At 62.4% G+C, this 17969-nt stretch carries 15 protein-coding genes; all 15 read left to right on the forward strand.

The genetic code is table 11. The features are described 5' to 3' along the window. The first annotated feature begins 57 nt into the window (after nucleotides 1-57). The 15 genes from INT40_RS10245 to atpB all read left to right on the forward strand — a co-directional run bounded on the left by INT40_RS10245 (nucleotide 58) and on the right by atpB (nucleotide 17941). Entirely contained in the window at nucleotides 58-795 is a 738-nt protein-coding gene (locus tag INT40_RS10245) for an ABC transporter ATP-binding protein (RefSeq protein ID WP_193096029.1), read from the forward strand. Continuing rightward, nucleotides 792-3326, forward strand: a complete 2535-nt coding sequence (locus INT40_RS10250; RefSeq protein WP_193096030.1) for an ABC transporter permease — start codon at nucleotides 792-794, stop codon at nucleotides 3324-3326. Before INT40_RS10245 ends, INT40_RS10250 begins: the two co-directional genes overlap by 4 nt. Before the next feature lie 45 nt (nucleotides 3327-3371). Then, on the forward strand, nucleotides 3372-4547 hold the full coding sequence (locus tag INT40_RS10255; protein WP_101572435.1) for a CynX/NimT family MFS transporter: 1176 nt from the start codon (nucleotides 3372-3374) through the stop codon (nucleotides 4545-4547). 85 nt (nucleotides 4548-4632) lie between these two features. After that, nucleotides 4633-5556: a DALR anticodon-binding domain-containing protein gene (locus INT40_RS10260; RefSeq protein ID WP_101572434.1), complete on the forward strand. Its 924-nt coding sequence runs from the start codon at nucleotides 4633-4635 to the stop codon at nucleotides 5554-5556. After that, on the forward strand, nucleotides 5556-6992 hold the full coding sequence (gene lysA / locus INT40_RS10265; RefSeq protein ID WP_101572432.1) for a diaminopimelate decarboxylase: 1437 nt from the start codon (nucleotides 5556-5558) through the stop codon (nucleotides 6990-6992). The genes INT40_RS10260 and lysA overlap by 1 nt, the downstream gene beginning before the upstream one ends. Before the next feature lie 31 nt (nucleotides 6993-7023). Further along, on the forward strand, nucleotides 7024-8331 hold the full coding sequence (locus INT40_RS10270; RefSeq protein ID WP_101572430.1) for a homoserine dehydrogenase: 1308 nt from the start codon (nucleotides 7024-7026) through the stop codon (nucleotides 8329-8331). Nucleotides 8332-8333: 2 nt separating this feature from the next. Beyond that, nucleotides 8334-9422, forward strand: coding sequence for a threonine synthase (gene thrC / locus INT40_RS10275; protein ID WP_101572428.1), 1089 nt, complete (start codon nucleotides 8334-8336; stop codon nucleotides 9420-9422). A 2-nt stretch (nucleotides 9423-9424) separates the two neighbouring features. Beyond that, nucleotides 9425-10327, forward strand: a complete 903-nt coding sequence (gene thrB / locus INT40_RS10280) for a homoserine kinase (RefSeq protein WP_101572426.1) — start codon at nucleotides 9425-9427, stop codon at nucleotides 10325-10327. A 225-nt stretch (nucleotides 10328-10552) separates the two neighbouring features. Then, nucleotides 10553-12661 (forward strand): transcription termination factor Rho, encoded by a 2109-nt coding sequence (gene rho, locus INT40_RS10285; protein ID WP_101572423.1) that lies wholly within the window; start codon nucleotides 10553-10555, stop codon nucleotides 12659-12661. Between the two features lies 1 nt (nucleotide 12662). After that, nucleotides 12663-13742 carry a peptide chain release factor 1 gene (gene prfA / locus INT40_RS10290; RefSeq protein WP_101572421.1) on the forward strand — a complete coding sequence of 360 codons (1080 nt, stop codon included), beginning with the start codon at nucleotides 12663-12665 and terminating at the stop codon, nucleotides 13740-13742. 34 nt (nucleotides 13743-13776) lie between these two features. Then, on the forward strand, nucleotides 13777-14664 hold the full coding sequence (prmC, locus tag INT40_RS10295; protein WP_101572609.1) for a peptide chain release factor N(5)-glutamine methyltransferase: 888 nt from the start codon (nucleotides 13777-13779) through the stop codon (nucleotides 14662-14664). Nucleotides 14665-14718: 54 nt separating this feature from the next. Then, nucleotides 14719-15369: an L-threonylcarbamoyladenylate synthase gene (locus tag INT40_RS10300; RefSeq protein ID WP_101572419.1), complete on the forward strand. Its 651-nt coding sequence runs from the start codon at nucleotides 14719-14721 to the stop codon at nucleotides 15367-15369. Next, on the forward strand, nucleotides 15370-16479 hold the full coding sequence (locus tag INT40_RS10305; protein ID WP_101572417.1) for an MraY family glycosyltransferase: 1110 nt from the start codon (nucleotides 15370-15372) through the stop codon (nucleotides 16477-16479). It abuts the gene before it with no gap. Further along, the gene (locus INT40_RS10310; protein ID WP_101572415.1) at nucleotides 16476-16922 is read left to right on the forward strand and encodes a hypothetical protein; all 447 of its coding nucleotides are present in this window, start codon (nucleotides 16476-16478) and stop codon (nucleotides 16920-16922) included. Before INT40_RS10305 ends, INT40_RS10310 begins: the two co-directional genes overlap by 4 nt. A gap of 206 nt (nucleotides 16923-17128) precedes the next feature. Then, nucleotides 17129-17941, forward strand: coding sequence for a F0F1 ATP synthase subunit A (atpB, locus tag INT40_RS10315; RefSeq protein WP_319020823.1), 813 nt, complete (start codon nucleotides 17129-17131; stop codon nucleotides 17939-17941). The last annotated feature ends 28 nt before the right edge of the window (nucleotides 17942-17969 follow it).

Here is a 17969-nt window from a genome sequence, read left to right on the forward strand (position 1 = left end):
TGGTCTATAACGAATCTCAACCAGCTGATGAAGGTCATGATGTCGACTCCTGCGGACGTGACGAGCTCTGATGTCGTGCTCAGTGCACAATCGGTGCGCAAGAGCTTCGGACGCGGCGACACCGCAGTGACAGCCCTCGACGACATCACGGTGAACTTCGAAGCCGGTAGGTTCAGTGCGATCATGGGCCCCTCGGGTTCAGGAAAATCCACCTTCATGCATGTCCTCGCCGGTCTCGACAGAGTGGATTCCGGCACCATCACCCTAGGCGGTCAGGAGATCACAGGTCTCAACGACAAGGAACTGACGCAACTGCGACGCGACCGCGTCGGATTCATCTTCCAGGCATTCAATCTGGTTCCCACTCTCAGTGCCGAGCAGAACATAGAACTGCCGGTGGCCTTGGCACGCAAAAGGATCGATCCCGAGTGGAAGACCGAAGTCGTTGAGCGCCTTGAGCTGGGGGATCGGCTCAAACATCGCCCGCATGAACTCTCCGGCGGTCAGCAGCAGCGTGTTGCTGTGGCTCGTGCCCTGCTGACTCGCCCTGACGTGATCTTCGCCGACGAGCCCACAGGCAACCTCGACTCACAAGCCGGTGCTGAAGTGCTGGCGCTGCTGCATGGAGCAACAAGCCGCTACGGGCAGACGATCATCTTGGTTACCCACGACCCCGTAGCCGCCTCACACGCGGATCGAGTCGTGCTCCTCAAAGACGGTCGTGCCGGAGGGGAAGTGCACCAGCCCTCCAAAGAGTCCGTGGTCTCCGCGCTGGGTGAACTGAGCGACCTGTGATCGCAGTCGCTCTGGCGGAGATTCGTATCCACTGGGCGCGATTCCTCGCAGTGGGACTCGGCATCGCGCTGGCCGCGGGTTTCGTCGCCTCTACTCTGATTATCAGCTCGTCTTTGCAGGCCAGCCTGAAGGAGTCTGTGTCGCACACATTCTCCGAGGCCGACCTCGTCATCGTCCCGGGCCAGGACATCTTCGTCAACGGGCAGGAAGCCGCTCCGCTGACCAAGCCGCTGGAACAGGTCGAGGGAGTGGACACTGCAACTGTCAACGCGCGAACAACGACGACCGGTCGAGGGCAGACATTCTCTGAGAGCACGTTCGCTTTGACACCTGCACCCGCAGACCCGGGCCTGGACACATTCGCGCTCACCGATGGGACCCGGCCCGAGTCCCTCACAGATCTCGTCCTGGACGAGAAGACCGCGGATGACCTGGGGGTGGGCATCGGCGACGAGATCCGCTTCTCCGTCGGCCCTGACGATGAGGCGATGCCCGTCTACCGGGGGCCGAATCAAAGCAACACGACGTTCACCGTCGTCGGCCTGGCCTCTATGGACAGCGGCCCGGCGACTGCAGGATCGCACCGCGGGCTAACCACCTCGGCGAGCTATCAGGAGTACTTCGCTTCGCAGGGTGATGTTGTCGCGATACAGATCGCTCTCGACGAGGGTGCTGATCCGAACGTGGTCCGCGCACACCTTCAGGACGCGATCGACGACTCAGCTCTGCAGGGAAGCCTGGAGGCGATGAGCGTCGGCGATGCCATCGATGTGAAGACGGATCGGCTCTCCGGCAGCAATGAGGTCGTCACCTGGCTGCTCCTGGCCTTCGCCGGCATCTCCGTCATCGTGGCGATACTGGTGGTGTCCAACACCTTCTCCGTCATCGTGGCCGGTCGCAGGCGCGAACTGGCACTGCTGCGCTGCCTGGGTGCATCACGGGTTCAGCTCTACGGGTCCGTGGTGACCGAGGGAACCTTTATCGGGCTGCTTGGCTCGATCTGTGGAGTGGTGGTCGGGACGGGGCTCAGCTTCTGCCTCGCCGCGGGAGCGAAGCAGGTCTGGCCCAACGAATTCGACTATCTCAGCCTCAGCGTTCCTCTCTCGGCGCTGCTGATCGGCATTGTCGTCGGTGTGCTCCTCACGGTCCTTGCCACCATCCGACCGGCCCGCAGCGCCATCGCTGTGACGCCGTTGGAGGCGCTGCAGCCCCTCGACGAGTCCCTGTCGCCCTCGCGGCACAGCCGGGTGCGTCAGCTCATCGGGTGGTCGAGCATCGGCCTCGGAATCGTGCTCCTCGTCGCTTCGGTCTATCTCATCGGGAGATCACCGGGGTGGATCCTGGGTGGGGCGCTCGGGGGCGCACTGCTCGTTTTCGGCCTGATCCTGTGCTCCGTGATGATCATTCCGCCGATCCTCGCAGCAATCGGCGACCTGGCGTTCAGTCCCTTCGGCGTCCCGGGCCGCCTCGCCACGTTGAACACTCTGCGCAATCGCAGCCGAACCGCGGCTACGGCAACCGCACTCATCATCGGTGTCACCCTGGTGGCGACGATCGTGGTCGGTGGAATGTCGACGAAGGCCACGCTGAGCTTCGGACTCGACCAGCGCTATCCCGTCGACATCTCCGTTCCGCTCGAAACCACCGTCGATCGGGACGAAGCCGATGGTGTGCGTGAGATTGCAGGGGTGGAAGCCGTCGTCATCGCCCATCGGGCGGAGGTGCTCGGTGACCACGGCGATATGCCCCCCGAGCTCTATGTCATCGATCCCGATTCCGCCCAGACTGTGCTCAGTGAGGGCGCCGAGCCACCCGTTCCGGGGAAAGTGCTCGTCCCCGACGACTACGGGCCAGAGAGCATCCGCATCAAGGGGCTCACCGAGGCGACTCTTCCGGTTGAGAAGGCCGGTGACTCGAGTCTGGTCTTCCTCACCACCCCGGATGTCGGCAATGATCTGGGTGTGTCCGCGACCTCCACCTCCGTCCTGGTCAAGGTCGATCCGGATGCCTCAGTCTCCGACATCTTTCGAATCCAACAGGACGTAGCCGAAGAACTCGACGTGACCAGTGACGAGGTGGGTGGTTCGGCAGTGGTCCGAGGCCAATACTCCGAATTCATCGATGTCCTCCTCATCGTTGCGGTGGCCCTGCTGTTCGTCGCCGTCCTCATCGCCCTCCTCGGCGTCTCGAACACGGTGAGTTTGTCGGTGATCGAACGTCGACGAGAGAACTCTCTGCTCCGGGCACTGGGCCTGAGCATCTCCCAGCTGAGATCGATCCTCGCACTGGAAGCCACCCTCATCTCGTCTGTGGCGGCACTCATCGGGCTCCTCCTCGGCGGGGGACTGGGCATCGTCGGCACCAGTCTGATCACGCATGACTATTCCAATCGGCTCATCGTCGACTGGTCGATCCCCTCAACTCTGGGTATCCTTCTTGTCGCGATTCTGGCCGGTCTGCTCTCGGCGCTGGCACCGGCCGGACGGGCAGCACGGCTGTCACCGGTCGAAGGACTTAAACAGGAGAACTGACCCCGGCGATTCTGGTGCGGGGTACCGGATGGTAGAAATGCAAGCATGAAATCTGCGTGGGCATCAATTCTGATCGGCATCGGAATCATTGTCGCCGCATTCAATCTCCGTCCAGGCGTGACGGGGCTTTCGCCGCTGCTGGATGCGATGGGATCCGAGATCCATCTCAGCTCCGCCTTTCTGGCCATCATCGGAATGCTGCCGCCGCTGCTCTACGGAATCAGCGGCTTCATCACCCCACGGCTGTACAACCGCTTCTCTGGACTGACGATCTCCCTGGCAGTGATGATCATGATCACGGCGGGTCTTGGCCTGCGCGCGATCGTCGACTCTCCCGCACTCTTCCTGGCACTCAGCGTTCTCGCGCTGCTGGGCATGGGCATCGGCAACGTGGTCGTGCCACCGATCGTGAAGTCCTACTTCCCCGATCGGGTCGCACTCATGTCGACTGTGCACGTGGGCATGCTGCAGTTGGGAACATTCATCCCGCCACTGGTGGCCGTGCCGTTGGCATCGAAGTTCGAATGGCGCGGGTCTCTGCTCGTGTGGGCAGCATCCGCAGCAGCCGGGATTGCTGTCTGGGTCCTGATCGCCGTTCTCCGGCCCTCGCCCCGATCGCAGGTTACAGCCACAGTCGTCGGCGGCAGCGAGCTGCTCAGATTGGTCAAGACCAAGCGCGCCTGGGCCCTGATGACGATGACCGGGTTGACCTCTTTCAACAACTTCATCCTGTTCACCTGGCTGCCCACCCTGCTCACACGTTCCGGTTTCGACCCGGCATTTGCAGGAGCCATGCTCGCCCTGGTGACCGCGATACCTCTCGTCCTCGGGTTCGTTCTGCCGCTTCTGGCACAGAAGATGCGCACAGCCTCACCGATCGTCGCGGTCTTCTGCGGCTCTCTGGCCGCCGGGTACCTCGGTCTCTGGCTCGTCCCCGAAGCCGCACCAGTGTTGTGGACGATTCTGTTGGGAATTGGGATCTCAACGTTCCCACTGGCCCTGACCCTGATCACCCTGCGCTCTCGCAGCGCCGAGGCCTCGGCAGCGCTGTCCGGCTTCGTTCAGGGCGGTGGCTACCTGATGGCAGCAACTGGCCCCCTGATCTTCGCCTTCTTGATTCAGTCCTTTGATGCGATGTGGCCAGCTTATGCGGTGGTCCTGGCCTCCACCGCGGTGAAATTCGCGGTCAGCTTCTCCGCCTGTCGCCCAGGCTCGATCTGATCCGTCCACCTCCCGGGTTGAGACGATGCTGAGGACTATGACACCTGATTCGCCGTCGACAACCGGACACGAGTAATCTGATCGGGTGACCCCGGAACTTCTGCAGACCGCTTTGGCGCGTGCACTGGCGAGCAGTGCCGCCGCACGAGGAATCCACAACGTCCCTGTTCCGGAGCCGCCCCTCCGCCGTGTGCAGGAGAAGCGCCGTCGGCCGCAGGCCTCACGCCCCGGGGACTGGGTTTCGACCATTGCACTGCGCAGTGCTGCGAGCCTGCACACGGATCCCAGACTGCTGGCAGAAGAGATCGCGTCTCAGCTGCGCGCGGACATACGAGTAGCCGACGTCGAAGTCGCCGGACCTGGATTCCTCAACATCACGGTCAGTCCCAGCAGCCTCGCCCAGACCGCCGCTGACATCGTCGACTCCGATCAGCCCTTCGGTCCTGATCGTGACGCAGCAGCGCGCATCGAAGCCGCCATCGGCCAGCGCATCTTGGCCAGTTCCGAGCTGCAGGCACTGCAGGTCGCGGTGGGAACCGACGCGCTTCGCTTCCTGGCCGCACGCAGCAGCACGTCCCCGCCGCAGCCAGGCGACACCCAAGTGCTGCGCACAGCCCACTCGGACAACCCTATGTACGCAGTCCAGCTCGCGCACTCCGCAGCCCGTCGAGTCGAACGGCGTGCGGCAGCGGCTGGAATCGATGCCTCCGACTTCGACGCGAACACCTTGACCGATGCCCGAGAGACCGCTCTGGCCGCAGCACTGGCCGATTTCATCACCACGACGCGCCACGCTGCTTCCTGGGGCGAACCACAGCGCATCACCTGCCTCCTCGAAGCCATAGCCCAGCTGTTCCTAGACTGGGCGCAGGCATGCTCTGTGACACCGAGCATCGACGAGAAGATCACGCGACTCCACGCTTCCCGGCTGGTCCTCGACCGAGCCGCCATCATCGTCCTGGCCACAGGACTTCGACTACTGGGCGTCAGCGCCCCGGAGAGGATGTAATGCCAGCCCATATCGCCGGCACCATGCACGCCACCCCAGCACCCGTGTGGCTGCCGTACCCAGAGGACGTGAATGCGCTCCTGCCCAGCCTGTGGTCAGACAATGTGACGAAGTCCGACTCCGGTGTCCTCACCATCGCCGGGCACTCGGTCACCGACCTCGCCGAACGCTACGGCACCCCGACCCTCGTCATGGACGTCGCCGACTTCACAGCGCGCGCCGAGAACTACGTCAGCGCCTACTCGGCTGCCTTCTCCACAGACAAAGGCCTGGCCGGAGTCGACGTCTTCTATGCGGGCAAAGCATTCCTGTGCACTGCTGTCGCCGGGTGGGTCCACGAAGCGGGCCTCGGCCTCGACACCTGTTCCCTGGGGGAGATGATGGTGGCCAATGCAGCAGGGGTCCCAGGCGAGCGGGTCGGCCTGCACGGCAACAACAAATCTGCGGCCGAGCTCGAATATGCTCTCGACTACGGTGTGGGACGGATCTTCGTCGACAGCCTCGACGAGATCGCACTGCTCGAGTCGATCGCGGCAGCGAAGGGAACCACCGCTCCGGTGATGCTGCGCGTCACGGTGGGCGTCGAGGCACACACCCACGATTTCATCGCCACGGCTCATGAAGACCAGAAGTTCGGCCTCTCCGTCTCCGCCGGGACCGCTGCGAAGGCCGCCGCGGCGGTGGCGAACTCCTCACATCTGCGTTTCGACGGTCTGCACTCGCACATCGGCTCCCAGATCTTCGACATCTCCGGCTTCCAAGTCGCTGCCGCCCGCGTCCTGGCGCTGCGCGCAGAGATCATGGCCGAACACGGCGTTGATCTGCCCGATGTCGACCTGGGCGGCGGCTTCGGCGTCCGCTACACCTCACAGGACACACCTATCCCGGTGGCGAAGATGGCCCAGGAACTCGCCGAGGTGGTCGCGAAGGAATGTCGTGGACTGGGCACGAACGTGCCGCGGATCTCAATCGAACCCGGACGCGCGATCATCTCCCCATCCGTATTCACCCTCTACCAGGTCGGCACCGTCAAAGAGGTCGACACAGACAACGGCGTACGCACCTACGTCGCCGTCGACGGGGGGATGAGTGACAACATTCGGACAGCTCTCTACGATGCCGACTATTCGTGTACCTTGGCCAATCGGAACTCCGATTCCGAACCGGCCATCGTGCGCGTGGTGGGCAAGCACTGCGAATCCGGTGACATCATCGTCCGAGACGAATACATGGGGTCTGATGTGTCCGCCGGTGACCTCGTCGCGGTCCCGAACACCGGTGCCTATTGCCGGTCACTGGCCAACAACTACAACCACGTGCCCAAACCAGGGGTCCTGGCCGTGACAACGGATAAGGTTGAGTGGATTGTGACACCCGAGGACTACTCTCAGATGTTGCGCAGCGATCCGGGAATGAACGCCGGAGAGCGCGTATGAGTGCCATTGAAGACAGCGAAAAGGTGAACAAATGCAGGCTTTGAAAGTTGCCATGCTCGGATGTGGAGTCGTCGGCACCGAGGTCGCCGCCCGCATCCAGAATCGGAGCGAGGCGTTGGCCGAACGGATCGGTGCGCCGCTGCAACTGAGCGCAATCGTCGTCCGTGACACCTCCAAGCAGCGCCCGGGAATCGATTCGAGCCTGCTGACGACAGATGCTGAGGCGGCCATTGCCGACGCCGATATCGTCATCGAGCTGATGGGCGGCATCGAGCCTGCCAAAACGCTTATCCGCTCAGCCCTTGACCACGGGTCCTCCGTTGTCACAGCCAATAAGGCTCTGCTGGCTGCCAACTACGGTGAGCTGATGTCGGCGGCAGACTCCGCCGGTGTGCGCCTCGAGCACGAAGCAGCCGTCGCCGGTGCCATTCCGATCATCCGTCCTGTCGGCGACTCGCTGGCAGGGGACCGGATCGACAGAATCATGGGCATCGTCAACGGCACCACCAACTACATCCTCGACCAGATGGACTCCGAGGGATGGGGCTTCGATGAGGCGCTGAAGACCGCGCAGGAGCTGGGATTCGCCGAGGCGGACCCCACCGCCGATGTCGGCGGCCATGATGCCGCCGCGAAGGCCGCCATTCTCTCGTCGTTGGCCTTCCACGCTCCGGTCTCGATCGACGATGTCCACGTCGAAGGCATCGAAGACATCACACCCGAGATGGTCGCCACGGCCCGGGATCAGGGCTTCGTCATCAAACTCCTCGCCGTGTGCGAACGAGTCAGCGAATCACCTGCCGGACCGGGCCTGTCCGCTCGCGTCTACCCGGCCCTGCTGGGACGCAGCCACCCCCTGGCGACAGTGCGCGGTGCCTTCAACGCCGTCTTCATCGAGGCCGAGGCTGCCGGTTCGCTCATGTTCTACGGACAGGGTGCCGGCGGCGAACCGACCGCATCTGCGGTCCTCGGAGATGTGGTCTCCGTGGCCCGTCGCAAGGTGCTCGGTGGTCGGGGACAGTATGAGCGCCCATTCCACGAGGACTCGAAGATCCTGCCGATATCGGCGATCACCACCCGGTACCACATCACGCTCGACGTGGTCGACCGTCCTGGTGTTCTCGCCGCAGTCTCCGAGGTCTTCTCCGACGAAGGTGCGTCGATCGAACTCATGCGCCAGACCGTGGGAGAGGTCGACGACGAAGGCACTCAGCACGCGAAGCTCGTGCTCGCCACCCACTCGAACACCGACGCAACCCTCCGGGAAACGGTCGACCGCCTCAGCGGCCTCCCCGTGGTGCGCGCCGTCAAATCCGTGATCCGCGTAGAAGGACAGTGAGAATGACCGAATTCCCCAAAAAACAGTGGCAGGGCGTCGTCGAGGAATACCGCACCCTCCTCGATATCTCCGAAACTACACCGGCCGTGACCTTGGGCGAAGGCGGCACGCCGCTCATCCACGCGGAGAAGCTCAGCGAACTCACCGGTGCCGATGTGTGGGTGAAGTACGAAGGCCTCAACCCGACAGCGTCCTTCAAGGACCGGGGTATGACGATGGCCATCACGAAGGCCGTGGCTCAGGGTGCTAAGGCCGTCATCTGTGCCTCGACAGGCAACACCTCAGCCTCGGCAGCCGCCTACGCCACCAAGGCCGGACTGACCTGTGCTGTGCTCGTGCCCACCGGCAAGATCGCGCCGGGCAAGATGAGCCAGGCCATCGCCCACGGGGCCACGCTGCTCGAAGTCGACGGAAACTTCGACGACTGCCTGACGCTCTGTCGCAAGCTCTCCGAGTCCTACCCTGTCCACCTCGTGAACTCCGTCAACCCGGATCGTATCGAGGGACAGAAGACGGCTTCCTTCGAGGTTGTCGACGTCCTGGGCGACGCTCCCGACATCCACGTGCTGCCCGTGGGCAACGCCGGCAACATCACCGCCTACTGGAAGGGCTACCGCCAATACCAGGAGATCGGAGCCTCGACCCGTCTGCCGCATATGTGGGGCTTCCAAGCCGCAGGATCGGCCCCGATTGTCCTCGGCCACCCCGTGGACGAGCCCGATACGATCGCCACGGCCATCCGGATCGGCAATCCAGCCAGCTGGGAGCAGGCAATCGAGGCCCGTGACTCGTCCGGCGGAGTCATCGATTCCGTCACCGACGATGAAATCCTGCGCGCACACAAAGTCCTGTCCCGGGACGAGGGGATCTTCGTCGAACCCGGTTCGGCGGCCTCAGTGGCGGGTCTGCTCAAGATGTCCGAAGCGGGCAAGGTCCCGTCCGGTGCGAGCATTGCGGTAACCGTGACCGGTCACGGACTCAAGGACCCCAGCTGGGCACTGCACACAGCCGACGGCTCCGAGATCGAGCCGAAACGGGTCTCCGTCGACGCGGTCAGCGCGGCACGGGCTCTCGGGCTCGAAGACAGGTGAGTGTGAGGATTCAGATCGAGGTTCCGGCCACCTCGGCGAACCTGGGCCCTGGTTACGATGCCTTCGGCCTTGCTCTGGGGATCTTCGATACTCTAACTCTGACCATCCACGACGACCCCGTGGACCCCAGCATCTGCGTGAGCGTGACAGGGGAGAGCGCAGAGACGCTGCCGACGGATCGCACCCATCTCATCATGCGAGTGATCTCTGATGTGCTCTCTGCAGAGTATCCGCAGGCCCCTGCAGATCTGGGGGAGCGGCTCAGCCTGGAATGTGTCAATCGGATACCGCACTCACGCGGACTCGGATCCTCCGCGGCTGCGAACGTGGGTGCCATTGCTCTGGCCGGTGAGGTCGGCGCCTACGCAGGTGGTGCGAAGCTGAGCCGACAACGTGTGCTCGAGCTCGCATCCGAACTCGAGGGCCACCCGGACAATGCGGCCCCCGCTGTCTACGGGGGACTGACCATTGCATTGCCGGAGCCTGCGCGTTCGTGGCAGATTCCAGCCAACACCATCGCCGAGGTGACCGTCATGGTCCCCGACATGCGTCTGGACACGGAGATCGCTCGCAGCGTGATCCCCGTATCCGTCGAACATGAGGTCGCCGCAGAGAACTCTGCCCTTGCGGCACTTCTCATCCATGGGTTCGTCACCGATGACTCGGTGCTGCTCGAGGCCACCGCCGATCGTCTGCATCAGGAATTCCGCCGTGACGCATACCCGGAGTCGATGGCGCTCGTCGACGCGCTGCGCGCCGAGGGCCTGCCCGCAGTGATCTCCGGCGCCGGACCCACCGTCCTCGTTCTCGCAAGTGCAGTTCCCCCCGAGCTGGTCCCCGACGCGGTGACACTCATACATACCACCATTGACCTCGGCGGATATCGCGTCAAGGAAAAAAATTAGTCACCGGATTCGCGTGAAAGCCATTGAGCACGTAAACTATGAGTGTTCCGTCAGTGATCGGATTCTGCGATACGCATCGCGATTCCGCTGATTTTTTCACAAATTCTGGAACGTCTCCTGCTCATTCTTAGGCAGGTTATCTTTCACAATGCACCGTCAATGGTGTTTCCGTCGCCGTGAGTAAACGGCTCTTGCCGCACGGCCGAAAGAGGGAGAAGGACCTTCGTGTCTGAAACCACTACTCAAGATTCCACCACACGCACCGGCAGTCTGACCGCTTTGCGTCTGCCCCAGCTCCAGGAAATGGCAGCGGGACTCGGGATCAAAGGGTACCGTCGACTTCGCAAAGGCGAACTGATCGACGCCATCAACAACCACAATGGCGCCCAGGGCGGTTCGGGGCAGGCTCAAGCAGCCTCGAAGACCGTACCGGCAGCTTCCGCACCAGCCGCTTCCGCAGCTCCCGAGAAGGCAGCAAAGGAAGACAACCAGGGTGCCGACGATGTACCCGTCGAGGCCAAGCGTCGTCCCGCTCGTCGCAGTGCAGCTGCGACGTCCGATGACGCCGCTGTTTCGCAGGGCGCGCCCGCCGCATCGTCTACTGCTGAGTCCTCCATCGTCGCCGAGGCATCCGCTGCAGACGACAATTCGTCTGATTCCGCTGGTGAGCCCGACAAGCAGCGTTCGCGACGTAGTCGTTCACGTTCTCGTGGCGGCGACGCCCAGAACGACGACAACGGACACAACGCCGATGACTCGGCCGAGCGCTCGGATCGCAATGATCGTGGCAATGGCCGCAACCGTCAGACTGACGACAACGACCGTGGCAACGATCGTAGCAACGGGCGTAACAACGACCGCGGCAACGACTCCGGCAATGACCGCAACAACGATCGTGGAAACGGGCGCAATCGTCAGAACGACGACAACGACTCCGGCAACGACCGCAACAACGACCGTGGCAACGACCGCAACAATGACCGCGGCAATGGGCGCAACCGTCAGAGCGACGACAACGACCGGGGCAATGACCGTAACAACGATCGCAACAACGATCGTCGGGGTCGCAACAACAACGATGACGACGATCGCGGCAACCGTCGCGGACGCGGTCGTGACCGTGACCGCAAACGTCGCGGCGGACGTGGCAACGACGAGCCCGAGATTCGCAATGATGACGTGCTCATCCCCGTCGGCGGTATCCTCGACGTCCACGACAATTACGCGTTCTTGCGCACCTCCGGTTACCTGCCCGGCCCCAACGACGTCTACGTCTCGGCCTCGATGGTCCGCAAGAACCGACTGCGCAAGGGCGACGCTGTCGCCGGTGCCATTCGGCAGCCTCGTGAGAACGACCGCAACAGCAAGCGTGAGAAGTTCGACGCCCTGGTGCGATTGGACTCCGTCAACGGACTGACCGTTGAAGATGCACGCAACCGCGTCGAATTCTCAAAACTGACTCCGCTCTACCCGCAGGAGCGGATGCGCCTCGAAACCACCTCGAAGCAGCATTCGACACGGCTCATCGACCTTGTGACGCCCATCGGCAAGGGCCAGCGCGGCCTCATCGTGGCGCCCCCGAAGGCGGGCAAGACGATGATCATGCAGCAGGTGGCCAACGCCATCACCGAGAATAATCCGGAAGTTCACCTGATGGTCGTCCTCGTCGACGAGCGTCCCGAGGAAGTCACGGACATGCAGCGTGCGGTGCAGGGCGAAGTCATCGCCTCGACCTTCGACCGCCCCGCAGATGACCACACGACGATCGCAGAACTCGCCATCGAGCGCGCTAAGCGTCTCGTCGAAATGGGTTCAGACGTCGTCGTGCTTCTGGACAACATCACACGTCTCGGCCGTGCCTACAACATTGCGCAGCCAGCCTCGGGTCGTATCCTCTCCGGTGGTGTCGACGCGAACGCGCTCTACCCGCCGAAGCGTTTCTTCGGTGCCGCCCGCAACATCGAAAACGGCGGGTCGCTGACCATTCTGGCCACCGCCCTCGTCGAGACCGGATCCAAGATGGACGAGGTCATCTTCGAAGAGTTCAAGGGCACCGGCAACATGGAGCTGCGTCTGTCGCGCCAGCTGGCTGATAAGCGCATCTTCCCGGCTGTCGACGTCAACGCGTCGAGCACCCGTCGCGAAGAGATGCTGATGACCAATGAAGAGATGAAGGTCATGTGGCAGCTGCGTCGTGTGCTGTCCGGACTCGAACAGCAGCAAGCTGTCGAACTCCTTATGTCGAAGCTGAAGGAAACCGGCTCGAACGTCGAGTTCCTGATGCAGGTGCAGAAGACGACACCACTGCAAAAGTCTGCCACCGACAACCACTGAGATGGCAGACGATGACACCCTCAAAGCCAGCGTCAGCGCACTGCTCGACGAGCATGCACGTCTGCAGTCGGAACTCTCCGATCCTGCCGTGCACGCTGACGCTGGCCGAGCCAAGAAGCTGACCAGGCGCTACGCAGAACTCGACAAGGTGGCTGTGACCGCCCGTCGATTCGATCAGCTCGAAGACGACGCTGTCGCCGCGGAAGAACTCGCGGCCGACGACGCCGAATTCGCGGCCGAGGCCAAGCGCCTGCATGAAGAAGCCTCGGACGTCGAGGCCGAACTCAGAGACCTCTTGGTTCCCAGCGATCCCGACGATGCACGTGATGCGATCATCGAGATCAAAGCTGGTGAGGGTGGCGACGAGTCCGCGCTGTTCGCAGGCGACCTCCTGCGCATGTATCAGCGCTGGATCGACTCACGCGGATGGTCCTCGCAGATCTTGGATGCTACGCATTCTGATCTGGGCGGGTACAAGGACGTGACCTTGGCCGTGAAGGCTAAGGACGATGGCGCCTACGGGTGGGTGAAGTTCGAAGGTGGAGTCCACCGGGTCCAACGTGTGCCCGTGACCGAATCCCAAGGACGCATCCACACCTCGGCCGCCGGAGTGCTCATATTTCCCGAAGTTGACGAGCCGGAGGAAGTCGCCCTCGACGACAACGATCTGCGCATCGACGTCTACCGATCCTCGGGGCCGGGCGGCCAGTCGGTGAACACGACAGACTCCGCTGTGCGCATCACCCACGTGCCCACAGGCATCACTGCCAGCTGCCAGAACGAGAAGTCGCAGCTGCAGAACAAAGAAGCCGCACTGCGCATGCTCCGCGCCCGCATCCTGGCCAAGCAGGCTGAGGAAGCGGCTGCCGAAGCTGCAGACATCCGCCGGTCCCAGGTTCGCACCGTTGACCGTTCGGAACGCATCCGCACCTACAACTTCCCCGAAAACCGGATCACCGACCATCGGACAGGCTACAAGGCCTACAACCTTGACCAGGTTCTCGCCGGTGATCTCGATCCTGTGGTCGGATCCTGCCGGGAGGCTGACAAAGCAGCTCGACTCGACGCGCTGGGGGACTGACCTGAATCCGCGCCCGCCCGGTCTCGAAGAGGACGTGTCGACGGTGCTGCTCGGGGCGACGCGACTGCTGGCCGAGGCCCACGTGCCCAATCCCGACCTAGATTCCGCAGCCTTGCTCGCCCATGCGTGGGGAATCGAGGCATCGGACCTCGCACGCAGACGTCTCTTCGGCGAGTCCGTTCCTGCTGGAGTCACCGAAATATTCGTGGAACTCCTCGACCTGCGACGCCAGCGCGTCCCCCTTCAGCACATCACCGGTGTCGCAGCATTTCGCCACCTCGAACTGAAGGTAGGTCCTGGAGTCTTCGTGCCCCGCCCCGAGACAGAGCTTCTCGTCACCGAGGTTCTCGACGAGTTGGAGCGGCAGCGGAACGCCCATGAGCCCTTCGTCGTTGATCTGTGCTCGGGCTCGGGAGCGATCACGCTCTCCCTGGCCACCGAACATCCGAAGCTGTCCATCGTCGGCGTCGAGCGTGAAACTGAGGCCCTGAACTGGTCGCTGAAGAATCTGACGGCGGTCAACCTCGGCGATTCCACTGTTGAACTCATCTCTGGTGACGCAACGACATTCGCCGATGACCGTCCTGACCTGTGGGGCCTGGCCGATGTCGTCGTGACCAACCCTCCCTATGTGCCCGATGAGGCTGTACCCCGCGACCCGGAGGTTCGGGAGCACGATCCAGCTGCCGCTCTATACGGCGGTTTCACGGGTCTGGAGATCCCAGCGCTCATCATGAGACAGGCAGAGAAGCTGCTGCGTCCCGGCGGATTCTTCATCATGGAACACTCCGAAGAACAAGGCCCACACGCCTGCGAACTCATCATGAAGACGGCCAGTCTCAGGCAGGCCGCCACCTACCCGGACTACACTGGACGCGACCGCTACACGGTGGCTCATCGTGTGACAGAGGTCGACCTATGACCACGGACCTCCCAGTTCGGGACACTGCCCACCACGATTCGAAACGGAGAATTCGTGTCGAGACGATTCGACGTCACCCAAAGCGACATCCGTGACCTTGTCCTGGACGAATGCGCCAGGGTCAGCGAAACGGGCAATCTGCTCGTCATCCCCACGGACACCGTGTATGGGATCGCCGCAGACGCCTTCAGCGCTTCAGCGGTCTCCGCACTCCTGGCGGCAAAGGGCCGCGGACGCGATATGCCGCCGCCGGTCCTGGTCCCGCGCGCGGAAACCGTCTTCGGCCTCGTCGACGGCGTCGATGAGAGGATGCTGTCTCTGACCGCTCGTTTCTGGCCCGGCCCGCTGACGATCATCGCCAACGCCCAGCCGTCACTGGACTGGGACCTCGGCGACACCCACGGCACCGTGGCGGTGCGGATGCCCGACGACGAATACGCGCTCGCATTGCTGGCTCGGACCGGGCCACTGGCCGTGTCGAGTGCCAACATATCCGGGAAGCCGGCCGCCACCTCGGCGGACGAAGCGATGGAGATGCTCGGTGACGATGTCGACATCTACGTCGACGGGGGAGTGCGGGCATCGGGAGTCTCCTCGACCATCGTCGACCTGACCGCCGATGTGCCCCGCGTTGTGCGCGAGGGCCCCGTGACCATCGATGAACTCCACGAAATCGTCCCCGACGTCATCGACCTGGACGGCTGAGTGCGCGCCTACCTCTTCATCCTCATCATCTCGGCCCTCGTGGCCTATCTGCTGACCCCGATGGTCAAGCGGGTGGCAGAACGAGGCCAGATATTCTCGCCCCTCCGTGAACGAGATGTGCATTCCGTTCCGACGCCGAGGTTGGGTGGAGTCGCGATGTTCGGCGCGGTGATCGTGGGCCTCGTATTTGCCTCACAGACACCGTTCCTGCAGCGGATCTTCGTCGACATGGCCCCGATCATCGGCATCGCCGGCGCCGCCACAGTGCTGTGTGTGCTGGGCATCATCGATGACATCTGGGATCTCCATTGGATCACGAAACTTGCCGGACAGGCACTGGCCGCCGGTTTCATGGCCATCAATGGCGTGGCTCTGCTGTCGATTCCCTTCGGGGGAGTCATCATCGGTTCTCCGCGGATGTCGATCATCATCACCATCCTGGTGGTGCTGGTTACGATCAACGCTGTGAACTTCGTCGACGGACTTGACGGATTGGCTGCGGGGGTCGTTGCCATCGGCGGCAGCGCCTTCTTCATCTACTCCTACGGCCTGGCCCGCGACGCCTCTCCCGACTCCTATGCGAACCTCGCGTCGCTGATCACCGCAATCCTCGTCGGTGCCTGCGTCGGTTTCCTGCCGCATAACTTCAACCCGGCACGGATCTTCATGGGCGATTCGGGATCAATGCTCATCGGTCTGCTGCTGGCAGCATCCACCATCCGCGTCACCGGTCAGGTCGACCCGGCTCTGCTCGGAGAAGAACGCGTATTCGCGACCTTCCTGCCCATCATCCTGCCTGTCGCCGTGATGTTCCTGCCGCTGCTCGACCTGGGCCTGGCGGTGGTCCGCCGTCTCATGGCGGGCCAATCACCCTTCTCCGCGGATGCGAAGCACCTCCATCACAGAATGCTCAGCCTGGGCCATTCTCATGCTCGAGCCGTGCTCATCCTCTACACATGGACCGCACTCATCGCATTCGGATCCGTCATGCTCCTGCTGATGCCCTGGATCTACGTGGTCTGTATTGTCGGCGGGCTGTTCGCCATCACCCTTATCTTCACGTTCTACCCCCTGCGGGTCCGCCAGAAAGCCAGAGAGGAAATCTCATGACCGATGAGTCACCGCGTCAGGAAACCTACGTTGAGGCAGCGTGGACGAGAGTCTGGAGGACCATGCTGGTCCGTGGAATCATTCTCGTCGTGGCTGTCGCCGTGCTCGGAATGGGTATCGGCTACCTAGTTTCGGGTGCCCAGGGACTCAACGGCGGCGCTGTCGGTGGGGGTCTGGCCGCGGTGTTCATCATCATCACGCTGGTCATCATGTATGCCGGACGAAACATGGGACTGACTGCGATCGCCGGATTCTTAGGCATGGGCTTCCTCTTCAAGGCGTTCATCTTCATGATCGTCATCTGGAGGCTCAAAGACGCCACCTGGCTAGACGGAACTGTGGCGTTCTTCACAATTGTGGTTGCTGTGCTCGGTTCCTCGCTCGTGGAGGCGCTGACGGTGGTCAAAGGTCGTGTGCCCTACGTAGATCCTGAAGCGAAATAGGCGAACTTTGCGCTTGCGCCAGCCCCTGCCAGGAGATGTACAGTCAAAGGTGATGAATTTGTCGGCAGCTCTCTACAATTGGTAGAGTTGTTGCGGTGCTGGAGCCATTTGTTGCTCCATGTCGCTCCTGAACCTACAGCCACGCAACTCGTGCGTGGCAAAGGCCAGGCCATCAAGGCTTTTGACCATGGGAGAGTTAAGGAAACGTGGGAACACTCAACGCTGCGAACACAATGATCCAAGCCGCTGAAAGTGGTTATCACGGTCCGTCAATGGAGGAGTTCTTCCCCGCTGCGTTCCTCTTCGAAGGCACGCCCTTTGAGATGAACCGCGTGATGCTCATCCGCGTCATCGCCACCGTGGCAGTCGTTGTTCTGCTTGCTGTGTGGGCCAAGCGCATGAAGCTCGTTCCCGGTCGTTTCCAGTCAGCTATGGAGCTGGCGATGGAATTCGTCACAGTCGGCATCGCCGAGGACACCTTCGGCAAAGAACGTGCAAAGAAGTTCATGCCGCTGATCGTTGCGATCTTCTTCGGCATCCTGTTCTGGAACGTCACGAAGCTCATTCCCTTCCTCAACATGCCCGGCACCGGCGTCATCGGTCTGCCGATCGTCCTCACGCTGACGGTATATGTCACCTACCACTGGGCCGGTATCGCTGAGAAGGGACTCGGCGGCTACCTCAAAGATTCGCTCATCCTGCCCGGTGTGCCTTGGCCGATGCACATTCTGCTCATCCCGATCGAGTTCATCACGAAGTTCATCACCCAGCCGTTCACGCTGGCGATCCGACTCTTCGCCAATATGATGGTCGGCCACCTCCTCCTTGTGCTCTGCTTCTCCGCGACGACCTTCTTCCTGGTCGACGCCGCGAACGGCTTCCAGTTCTTCTCGATCGTCACCTTCGCCGGCGGATTCTTCGTGTTCATCCTCGAGATGCTGATCGTCGTCCTCCAGGCCTACATCTTCGCTCTGTTGTCCTGCGTCTACATCAACGCGGCCATTTCAGAAGACCACTGATTTAACACCCAGAACCGTAACTCACGAG

It is taken from the genome of Brevibacterium sp. FME17, from assembly GCF_014897515.1.
Classification (GTDB): Bacteria; Actinomycetota; Actinomycetes; order Actinomycetales; family Brevibacteriaceae; genus Brevibacterium.

Bases quoted from the DNA above. Each gene is read 5' to 3' on its own strand.
- lysA (WP_101572432.1), top strand. From the start codon at position 5,556: ATGCCAGCCCATATCGCCGGCACCATGCACGCCACCCCAGCACCCGTG.
- thrC (WP_101572428.1), top strand. From the start codon at position 8,334: ATGACCGAATTCCCCAAAAAACAGTGGCAGGGCGTCGTCGAGGAATAC.
- prfA (WP_101572421.1), top strand. From the start codon at position 12,663: ATGGCAGACGATGACACCCTCAAAGCCAGCGTCAGCGCACTGCTCGAC.
- INT40_RS10270 (WP_101572430.1), top strand. From the start codon at position 7,024: ATGCAGGCTTTGAAAGTTGCCATGCTCGGATGTGGAGTCGTCGGCACC.
- INT40_RS10310 (WP_101572415.1), top strand. From the start codon at position 16,476: ATGACCGATGAGTCACCGCGTCAGGAAACCTACGTTGAGGCAGCGTGG.
- INT40_RS10255 (WP_101572435.1), top strand. From the start codon at position 3,372: ATGAAATCTGCGTGGGCATCAATTCTGATCGGCATCGGAATCATTGTC.